Raw genomic sequence first — 11,162 nt, 5'->3', positions numbered from 1 at the left:
CGCCAGAGTGATTTTCAGTAGCCAGTCCGGTATGGAGAGCATTCAATGAGCACCGACACCCCACCGTATTTTTTCAGCGAAACCCAAACTGATCGCACGCAACTGAGCGAGCGCCAACGCACCCGTAACTTTACCCTCAAGGACCTTGACTGGTTCGATTCCGTTTACTTGGCCACCGATGCTTTGCGCCAGGCACAAAAAGCACCGATGCACGTCCAGACCCTGCAGCTGAACGTGCTCGGTCAACCGGCTATTGAACTTGCAGGTGCATTCGTCATGAGCCCCGCCCCGGAAGGTGGGGTTATTCTCTATACGCCAGCGCGTGGTCTGGAAAAGCTGGAAAGCCATGAAGCACTCAAGACGCAACTGGGTTCGTGGCTCAAAGACGCGTCGCAGCGCCAAGCGTTGCTTGATTACCTTTCCATCTCCCAGCAACTAACCCTAACCCCCACTGCGACCCTGACGATTACCGCACACACCGTGGCCGGCGCTGTCTTCGAAGCACAACATACGACCCTCTCCAACAACCTGCTCGACAATGCCCGTTTGATGCGCGAGGAGCTGCTCAAACTGCCCAGTTTCACTTCGCTGCTGGATGAATACATTTGCACTGAATTGACGCAGTCTTTTACGGGGGGCGATCAGCACCACATCCAAGTGCAGAGTTATGTCATCGATGCATCCCGAAAATCAGGCAACTCTGATACGCCAACGCCCCGACATACGACCACCCGCTCCTTGAGCGAAACCGTGCTCAGGTATTTCGTCGCCAATGACTGGCCTGCCGGGGAGACCCGGCGCTATTACAACCCCCAGCAGCCTACTCAGGAAGCTGATGTTCAGTTGCGTTGGGACGTATCAGTCCAAGGATTGGCCCGGGGCTTGAAAGCCTATATGAAGCAACAGCCCAAGACATTTTGGGCGCTGCCGGCCGCCGCAGGGCTCTCACGACTACAACTTTTTACCCATGCTATGGCCAATGCCTTTTTCACGGTGGCGTTGGAGCAACAACAGCAAACTACGATTACGGTTGAGCAGCGTCTGCAACTACAGGCCTTGCCGCTCAAGGCTGCGCAGCCCGCGACAACGCTTGCTCCTGCGATCGATGTTGAAAAGGCACTGCTGAGTGAGCCTGAACAGGCCCCGGCCGAGCTGGCAGGCACACTCATCATCAGCAGTAACAAAAGCGACGATGGCTCGCCCTGGCTGCTCTATACCCCCCACCAGGGCCTGCAATCGTTTACCGAGTTGGGAGCACTCAAAACCCACCTGCTTGATGGTCTCAACCCGCGGCAGCATGCGGATGCCTGGAGATCACATCTATCCAGGCCGGAACGCTATGACGAAGTAGACCTGCTGGCTTGCGACGTCACCAAAGCCCCCATCACCGGGGTTATTTTCCAACGCATCATGGAGGGCATTGTCGAAAAACAAGGTCGCAATCTTGAATACGCCCTTGATCAGTATCGCCTTAGCCAGGGCACGATGGACCTCGACGCCCTGGTTGATCATGTGCTGGATGTGCGTGGCATGATTGACCCCACATTACTGACCTTCGAACCCATGGGGCGTTGGAGTACCCAGTTGGCAGAGACCTGGACGGCGACGGTGACTGAACCCAGGATTCCACCAACGCTGGCTGCAATGCGCACAACTGTGCATTTACTCGAAAATGTCAGCGCCGAAATCGAACAACACCTATCGTTTCGCCCCTCGCTGGAGCGTTCCGTTATCACCTATCTCAATACCAAACTGCACGCCATCAAGCAGCAACACTTGCAGGCCGCGTGCCTCTCTGTACGCCAATACAGCAACCCTTCGAGTGACACTGACAAACCTCAACTGCTCTCATCGAGCAGTATGGTCGACTATTTTCTGGCGCGTTTATGTGGCGAAGCGGGCCCACTTATCGATCCGCTTAACACGCACGTCTATTCAACTGCTCCTGGCAAACCCGCCACCAAGGTCTCAGGCATGGACGCCACTACCTTCAATACGTTGATCAACAGTGCAGTCGGTGGGTTTAAACAGTACCTGTGTAGAACCCACAGCGTGTCCCCCAACATGCAACCCTTGCTGAGAAAGGCAATGGAGATGGGCTTGACAGGGGAAGTGCAAGTCAGGCTCTGGAACAATGCTTTATTGCCTCTCGACTACGAAGTGCTTTTGACCGTGTTAGGTATTTACGCCAGAGACTTACGCACTGGCGTCAATGGGTTCCGCCCTGATGCGTTTTCTTTGCAGGTCGTACCGACTGGGCAGAGTACCCCGCTGGTACTCAATAACTGTTTCGTGCTGACCGAGCGCGGTGGGCTTGACCCTCAATATTGCGGTCGCACGCTGCTATGGACACCCGAGTTGGGCCTGGAAAGTTTCCACTCATTGAGTCACTTCAAAGCAGAGCTGGACCGACGCCTGGCAATCCCGGACGAACGACAGGCTTTCCTGGCGAACCTGGCGCAACCGGATTGGGATTCACATCCGCGCTATGCGCTCAGTTCCCTTGAACTGATCGAGGATAACCTCGTCGAGCACTTGCAACGAACCTATGCTCAACAAAAAGACCGTGAGCTGACGCACATCCTGTCCATGAAACTGTCGGTCGAACAGTTGCGTAAGCTGTGGCAGGTTCAAGCCACACAAAACCTGGCGCCCACCAACGTGCAGCGTGCCATGGACATGGTCCGGGCCATGATCCTGCAACAGGGTTTGCAATGGTTCGGCAACGCCAGTGCTGTCGATCAACAGCTCTATGTCGAATTGTTGGAGCAGTATCGAAACAATGTCACCGACAATCAGGATTACCTGCACGGGATCGACTCCCTGGCTCAGTTCACGCGCAAGAAACTCCGCACTTTACTGAAGGCGCTTGATGTTCAGGACAGCGTCGCACCTGATGACGTCGAAGTCGGGCTACCGGGGCAGGGCAGTACACCTGCCCGCAATCAGTCGCTGCTGGACTATGCCTTGAGTCATCAATCGTATTGGAAGGATGAGGTGCCCCTCGTCGCCAGCACCGGGACAACGCCGCTGCCTGACACCCTGGATGGGCAGACGCTGAAAACGCGGACACAGGCGCTGAACATCAACGCGGCTTATCAAACGTACATCCAATCCGCATTGGGCTCTGCCAGCTCGGACTTTGCGCAACGCTCTACGCGATTCGCCAAGCAACTGCCGTGGCAACTGATGCAATACGCGCATGGCATGAGGTTGCAAGGCCAGCTTTCAGCGGCGGCCTTCGGGCTCATTCAACAGATCATGGACATGCCCGATGCGATCGCTCGTGCGACAGTGGTGGATGCCAACGCGATGATCCGCCCTTTGCAACTGCTGGTTGATGGAGGGAGGAAGACGATCAAGATCCCTGGGGTTTACCTGATCGGTCCCACCTCGGGTGACGAGGGGCCTCTAGTCCTTTATGCCCCCTATAGCCCAGGCTACACCCTTAAGGAATACACGGTGGAGGCCGCACTGCGTGCCGAGTTGACAGCCTCTGGTGCCTTACAACGTTGGGTTCGGCTGGTGGTCCCGGCCGTTGACCACGCGGCACTGACCAGCGCACTGGAGCAACCCCAAGCCAACACCACTCTCCAACTGGCATCCAACCCCATCACCGCGCCCTTGTTCAACCAGTTGTATACCGACAATGTCGAGCTGCTGACAACGCTGCTGGGCTGCCAAAAAACCGCTGATGCAGGCACCGCCTGGGAGACGGCCAAGGCCGTGTTCTCTGAGGGAGTGAAGCAGGCCATCGTGTTTTTTGCCGGAAAACTGGCTTACCCCTTGGTGGTCTGGCAGAGCTTCAAACTGTTCAAAGCATCTTCCGAAGAGCTGCAAAGCCACCAATGGCATGAGGCACTGGGGCATTTCATTGGAGGGGTTGCCTTGCTGGTCGGTTTGCGCGATTCCATGCCTCCCGTATCAGAGGGCGGCATGCCCCCGGCACCCGAGCCGATCCCGCCGCCTTCCACACCTGCGGCCTCTGTGGTGTCCTGGCCCGCGCTGGACATTACCGCTGCTTCCCGCACCCGGCTCCAGCGTTTCGAAGTCCTTGAACCGAGCTTGGCCAACCTGATCAAAGACACCTCACTCAACCTTTACCGATCGACCTCCAACCATTACTACGCGGCGGTGGCAGGGAAAGTGTTCCAAGTCATCAAGCATGGCCAGGGTTGGCGCATCATCGGTGATGGCGAAGTCGGTCCTGAGGTACAGCTCAACCCTCGACAACAGTGGATGCTCAGTAGCGCCGGCCCAGTGCTGACGGGGCGACGCACACTTGCACGATTACTTAATCGCTTCTACTCCGAGCCATTTGCGCGCTCCAGTATGAATGTATTGGCCAGCGGGATGCGCGAGATACGAGCGCTTTACGCTCGGGAATCCTGGGTTATCACCGATGCACTTGCCTTGGCGACGTTTTATGCAAAGAACGCCCAGGAAAATTTGCGCCTGATCGCACAAACCCCCCTTGCTGCACCTGAGCTCGTTAAACAGATCAAAGCGTTTTTCGGCTTGCAGACGCTCGAGGTCGAACACCTTGAAAAAATTCAGGAGATCGTCGATACGGTCTGCACTGCGTTGATGGAGCCCTCACTGACCTCCTCGGACTCAACGCGATTTGTCATTGGCCGTTCGCGGTTGCCGGCTCTTCAGGGCGGGCACACGTTGATGGCCTTTACGATTGTCCCTGACCCCCTTCAACTGGTGTACTTGACCGAGATGTTTTTCAATCCAGGTCTGAAATACGGTCATTTGTTGATAAAACCGTTCTATGTCAGCGTCCATGCCCGTGCGACTACCCTCATTCACGAAATCACTCATCATGTATGTGAGACGTTGGACTTGGCTTACGTGCATTCCACCCATCCCTTTGATGACCTGATTGATCCCCAGACCCCAGAGGGCCGTAACACTAAAATAACTCTGGAAAACCGCCATCGTTCAAGGCTGTCGCTCAATACCCCGACCCATGAATTGTTCCAGGTTGTCGATATTGCAACCGGCCTCAAAACAGACCCTACACAGGGCACGGCGACACAGCATGTGCTCGACAGGCTGCTCACCGTTACCGGCACCCAAACCCTCGCCGATGCCCGGCGAGTTTTCCGCACCGATCCGCTTAAACGCATCCTGACGGTACTTAACAACGCCGACTCCGTCGCCTACCTGATTGCACTGTTGGGACGTCGAAAAGAGAGATAGTGGGGCTCTTTCCCAGAGCTGATTGCCCTGGGCATCGTAGCGGGAGCGGGACGTGCGCCCCGCAGCATCGGTAACTGCGACAGGCAATGCCCAGTGCCGTAGGTATTGATCGGGCTGGCCGCTCGTGCGACCTGAATCGCCGTAAACAGCCATACCGTGCTTGGGAAATTTCCTACAGGTATCTGCTCCCCAACCCTGCTCATCATTGAGTCGTCATCTTTCAAACTACTATTTCCTGGCTCGGCGGAAGTAGCGAACGAAAAATGATCTCACTGCGTATTCTAGTTTTGGAAAAGCACTCCGCTCAGCGCAACGCGATGGTCGTCGCGCTGCAGCAACTGGGTGTTCTCAATATTTTGCAGGCGAGCACTGGCGAGCAGGCTTTGGCCTTGCTGCAAAGGCAGGGCGCGGTGGATGTGGCCTTGTGCGACTTGGCGCACAAGGGCATGGACTGCCTGGACTTCCTTAACTGTGCGGGCCAGCTCTTGATGGTCCGGTCGGTGATTCTCTATTGCGATTTCCAACCGCAGTTGCGTCGGGCGATCGAACAGATGGCCTCATTTTCCGGTCTGCAACTGCTCGGTACCCTCAGCACGCCGATCCAGTCCAAAGCGCTGCACAAAGTCCTGCTGCGTTACCAGCGTCAATGCCCGATCACCGCCTCGATACCTTCGCCGGCGACGGCGCTACCTAACGAAGAAGACATTCGCCGCGGCCTGGCCCTGGGCGAATTCCGGGCATTTTTCCAGCCCAAGTTTGTGCTGGCCGATGGTCAGGTGTCCGGGGTCGAGGTCCTGGCGCGTTGGCAGCACCCAACCAAGGGTTTGCTGCTGCCCAGGGATTTCCTGGCGGCCGTCCTGGCTTACGACTTGATCGACGTGATGTTCACACAGTTACTAGAGCAGGGCCTGAGCCTGCTGAGTATCTTACGGCGCGATGGTCGGGCCCTGGAGATGTCGTTCAACTTGCATGCTTCGCAATTACGCGAGATGGGGCTCATCGACCATATTCGCCAGGCATTGGAACGTTATGGCATATCCGCGGCGAACCTGACCTTCGAGCTGGCAGAGAATGGCCTGCTTGAGATTCAACCGCGGGTCCAGGAAGGTTTGCTGCGCTTGCGTGTGATGGGGTGCGGGCTGTCGATCGATGACTTTGCCGTCGGCTTTTCCTCGCTGAAACTGCTCTGCCAGTTGCCCTTCACCGAAATTAAACTGGACGGGGAGTTTGTCCGCAGCATTCATGAGCCGCGTAGCAAAGCGCTGATTGCCAGCACCCTGGCGCTGGCGCGCGCGCTGAACATGACGCTGGTGATCGAAGGGGTCAGCAAGCAGCAGGAGAGCCACGCACTGATCAAGATGGGGTGTGAACAGGGTCAAGGTTTCTACTACGCCAAGCCAATGTCGTCCCATGAGCTGCTGACGTGGTTGCAGGCGCCTTTCGTTGCGGGCTAGGACGGCGCCTGGCGAGCGTTTGAGCCTGGGAAAACAAATCTCAGGCAACTTTGCCATGCATCGAATATGCTGAAAGTCAGGCATAAACTGTTACCGGGTGTTTTGGTAAAGCGCGGTTATCTCTTCCGTTTTTAGTTTCGTCATCTTTTTAGAGGCTCTTATGCTCAAAGCCATGATTGTGGACGATCATCCGTTCATTCGTTCCGCCGTAAGAATGATTTTGAAGCAAGAGCAGTACGAGATTGTGGCGGAGGCCGACAACGGGGCCGATGCGGTCCGGCTGACTCGTGAACATCAGCCAAACCTCATCGTGCTGGATATCACCATGCCGGGGGTGGATGGCCTGATTGCCCTGAATCGAATCTCGGATTTGAAGCTGCCGGTGAAGGTGCTGGTGCTGACGTCGCTGTCTGCCGTATTTTTTTCCATGCGTTGCATGCGGGCAGGGGCGGCCGGCTACGTTTCAAAGGCGGAAGACCTGGACGAACTGGCGAAAGCCATTAATGCCATCAAGTCCGGCTTTACCTTCTTTCCCGACCTGACCATGAACTCGGTGCGCAGGAAGGACGTCGATGCCTCGGAGCAGGCGTTGATACAAAGCCTTTCTGATAGAGAACTATCAATCTTGCAACTGCTTGCCAAGGGCTTGAGTAACAAGCAGATCGGTGAACAGATGATTCTGAGCAACAAGACCATCAGTACGTATAAAGCCCGAATAGTCGAGAAGCTCAACCTGAGCTCCTTGGTGCACCTGGCGGACCTGGCTAAACGAAATAATCTGATCTGATGAAGTATTCTCGACGGCTGTGCCTGTGCCTGCTTGGGGTGCTGCTGGTTTTCGGGGGCGCCCAACAAGCCCTTGCCGATGAACAGCCCAGGGTGGAGACGCTGGAATTGCTGGGGCGCTCTGCGCTGGGCGAGCACCAGGTAGGGTTGGCTGAGGCGGACTGGGGCTGGTTGCGCAAAAAAGGCACCCTGTACCTCGGGGTTTCGGTGCCGGATTACCCGCCTTTCGATCTGACTGGCAATGGCCATGACTATGAAGGGCTCACCGCCGATTACGCAGGGCTGCTGGCTCAACTGCTGCATATCCAGGTACAGGTGCGCCGATATCCGTCCAGAGCGGATGTGATCCGTGCGTTGAAGGAGGGTGAGGTCGATCTGTTGGGGACCGCCAATGGGTTTGAAGCGGTCGATTCGGAACTGGTGATGTCGGTTGCTTATGCTGATGATCAGCCGATGATCGTGGCTCGTAACGATGCCGGTGCTTCGTTTACCCCAGACCTGGCTGGAAAAAAGGTCGCCATGCTGTACCACTACCTGTCACCGCAGGCGGTCAGCCGTGCCTACCCCGATGCTGAGCTGCAACTTTATCCTTCGACCTTGAGTGCAATTGGGGCAGTTGCCTTCGGCAGGGCAGACGCTTACCTGGGCGACGCGATCAGCGCCAATTACCTGATCAGCATGGACTACCTGAATAACGTCAAGCTCACCGACTTTGCACGGCTGGAAGGTAGCCGTTTTGCGTTTGCCTTATCTGCCGCCAACACTCGACTACTGGGCATCGTGAACGCCGCCATCGCGGCGATCCCCATTGAAGAGCGCATGACCATCCTGCGGCGCTGGCGGGCCTCCGAGATGAATATCCCGGGGCAGAATCGGCTGCACCTGACCCCCAAGGAACAGCGCTGGTTGGAGGATCATCCACGAGTGAGCGTTGCAGCGATGGAAAACTTTCTGCCGCTGTCTTTTTTCGATAAAAAAGGGGCGCTTCGCGGCGTCAGCGCCGATGTGTTGGCCAAGGTCAGCCTGCGTACCGGCTTGAAGTTCGATGTGGTGCGCGGTACTTCCATGGCCCGGCAGATCGACACCCTGCATGCCGGGAAGGTCGACATGCTGGCGGCCTTGACCCCGAGTGCCGAGCGGGAAGGGTTGATGCGCTTCACAAGGCCGTATCTTTCGACGCCTTACGTCTTGATCAGCCGTGTCGGGCCCAATAGCCCGGCGACCCTTGGCGATATGGCTGGCAAGCGGCTGGCGATCATTCGCGGTATGTTTCTCACCGACTTCATCGCCAGCCGCTATCCGCGGGTTCAAATTGTCTATGCGGACAACGCCGCCCAGGTCATGGCGATGGTTGCCAACAATGAAGTCGATGCGGGCGCCAACTCGTTGCTCAGTGCCCGCTACATGATTTCGCGCCAGTACCGGGACCGCCTGCAGGTCACCAGCACTGTGGGTATCGACCCCGCCCGGTTCGCCTTCGCCACCCATCGCGGCGAGCTGGAGTTGTACGCCATTCTGGAAAAAGCGCTGCTGAGCATCTCGCCGGAGGAGATGGCCGAGATCACCAGTCGCTGGCGCAGTGAAGTGGTGGTGGATGACAACTTCTGGCTGCGCAATCGTGGCGTGATCATCCAGGGCTTCCTTACTGCCGGTGTATTGCTGTTAGTGGCGATTGCCTGGATCGCCTACCTGCGTCGCTTGATCCACCGTCGCGAAGTGGCCGAGCGGGCGCTCAATAATCAGTTGGAGTTCAAGCGGGTGCTGATCGACGGCACACCGCATCCGATCTATGTGCGTGATCTCGAAGGACGCATAGTGATCTGTAACTCCAGTTATCTTGAGGCCTTAGGCTTGAGCAGTGAGGACGTGCTGGGTAAGCGCATCACTGAAAACGCATTTGTCGACAGCACGGAAGCTGCAACTTATTACGCTGATTATTTGCAGGTACTGCGTGACGGCGTGTCAAAAGTCCAGGACCGCGCGCTAGTGCTACCGGATGGCCGCAGGTTGACGATCTATCATTGGATGCTGCCGTATAGAGACAGTGAAGGCGCCGTCAGCGGTATGATTGCCGGCTGGATGGATATCAGTGAGCGCGAGCAGTTGCTGGAAATGGTCCAAAAAGCCAATCGGGCCAAGACCACGTTCCTGGCGACCATGAGCCATGAAATCCGCACACCGCTCAATGCGGTGATCGGCATGCTGGAACTGGCCCTGAAAAAATCCGAGCAGGGTGTGCTCGACCGGTTCGCGATCGAAGTTGCGTCGGGGGCTGCTCACGGTCTGCTCGACCTGATCGGCGACATTCTCGACATCTCCCGGATCGAGTCCGGCAAGCTGTCGTTGACCCCTGGCCGGGCCAATCTCAGCGAGTTGGTCAGGTCAGTGGCGCGGATCTTCGAAGGTTTGGCGCAGCAAAAACACCTGAAGCTGGAACTGGTGCTGGATGACCGCGCCGATTGTGACGTGTCGATCGATCCGCTGCGTTTCAAGCAAGTCATTTCCAACCTGCTCAGTAACGCGATCAAGTTCACCACTGAGGGCGAGGTTCGCCTGCTGGTCGAAGTGCTGGCGGATACACCGGGCGAACCATTGTCGGTCCGCGTGCGGGTGGAGGACAGCGGCCAGGGCATCTCTGACGAAGATCAGCAACGTCTGTTCTCACCCTTCACCCAGGCCAGCAACAATAATCAGTCGGGTCGCAGTGGCTCGGGCCTGGGGCTGGTTATCAGCCGCACACTCTGCGAAATGATGGGGGGCCAGCTGCACTTGAACAGTGTGCTGGGACAGGGCACACAGGTTGAAGTGTTGCTGCAAGTGCCCGTACTCGAGCCAGCGCCGGTTGAAGAAGGCGATACGCTCGAGCCAAGCCAGCGGCGCTTGAAGATATTGGTGGTCGACGACTACCCGGCCAATCGGCTGCTGCTGTCCAAGCAGTTGAGCTACCTGGGCCATGAAATGGCGGAGGCCCAGGACGGTGCTCATGGGTTGCGTGCCTGGCGCAAGCAGCGTTTCGATGTCGTCATCACCGACTGCAACATGCCCATCCTGGACGGCTACGCGTTGTCTCGTGCCATTCGCGCCGGCGAAGCGGAGCAAGGGTTGGAGCGCTGCCTGATCATCGGTTTTACCGCCAACGCGCAACCGGATGAAAAGGCCCGTTGCCTGGAGGCGGGGATGGACGACTGCCTGTTCAAACCGATCAGCCTGGAGTCGCTGAAGAAACGCCTGGACAGCTTCGAGGGCGGCGACGTGGAGTTGCCGGCAGAGCAGCAAGCACCTTCACAGTCTGACGACATCGACTTTTCCTCCCTGGACAAACTGGTACGCGGCGATCACGCGGCGCTGCGCGAGTTGCTCAATGATCTGGCCATCAGCAATGAGCAGGATATGGCCCGGTTATCGGAGGAGGGGGCTGGGCAGGACTGGCAAGGGCTGTCGAACCTGGCGCATAAGATCAAAGGCGGCGCACGTATCGTCAAAGCAAGAAAGCTGATCGCCGCGTGTGAGCAAGTCGAAGCGGTGTGTGAAGCCAAGGACAATGAGCAGGTGCTGGCTCAGGCGGTTGCCGGGTTAGAACTGGAGATGTCCAAGTTAGCACTATCTTTGAAACAGTACTCATTGAACGCGTGAGGGCTGTCCGGCAGCAGCCGAAAGGTACAGTCTCCAGACCTTACATGGGGAGGATCGGAGCTTGTAGGAAAATCCCTACAC

Annotated in this window: 4 protein-coding genes; all 4 read left to right on the top strand. The window is 57.1% G+C overall.

Annotation, left to right across the window (positions count from 1 at the left end; all coding sequences use genetic code 11):
• The first annotated feature begins 45 nt into the window (after positions 1 to 45).
• The 4 genes from TX24_RS08195 (at position 46) to TX24_RS08180 (ending at position 11,081) form a co-directional block, all read left to right on the top strand.
• Positions 46 to 5,208 carry a dermonecrotic toxin domain-containing protein gene (locus TX24_RS08195; protein ID WP_057710112.1) on the top strand — a complete coding sequence of 1,721 codons (5,163 nt, stop codon included), beginning with the start codon at positions 46 to 48 and terminating at the stop codon, positions 5,206 to 5,208.
• Between the two features lie 263 nt (positions 5,209 to 5,471).
• Positions 5,472 to 6,662 (top strand): EAL domain-containing response regulator, encoded by a 1,191-nt coding sequence (locus TX24_RS08190; RefSeq protein WP_078468076.1) that lies wholly within the window; start codon positions 5,472 to 5,474, stop codon positions 6,660 to 6,662.
• A gap of 160 nt (positions 6,663 to 6,822) precedes the next feature.
• Complete coding sequence (locus tag TX24_RS08185) at positions 6,823 to 7,449, top strand: response regulator transcription factor (RefSeq protein ID WP_057710110.1); 627 nt, start codon at positions 6,823 to 6,825, stop codon at positions 7,447 to 7,449.
• Entirely contained in the window at positions 7,449 to 11,081 is a 3,633-nt protein-coding gene (locus tag TX24_RS08180; RefSeq protein WP_057710109.1) for a transporter substrate-binding domain-containing protein, read from the top strand. The genes TX24_RS08185 and TX24_RS08180 overlap by 1 nt, the downstream gene beginning before the upstream one ends.
• Positions 11,082 to 11,162 lie beyond the last annotated feature (81 nt).

The sequence above is a fragment of the Pseudomonas lactis genome (genome assembly GCF_001439845.1).
GTDB lineage: Bacteria > Pseudomonadota > Gammaproteobacteria > Pseudomonadales > Pseudomonadaceae > Aquipseudomonas > Aquipseudomonas lactis.
The sequence above is the reverse complement of the archived record's forward strand: the minus strand, read 5'-3'. Positions and strand labels throughout refer to the sequence as shown.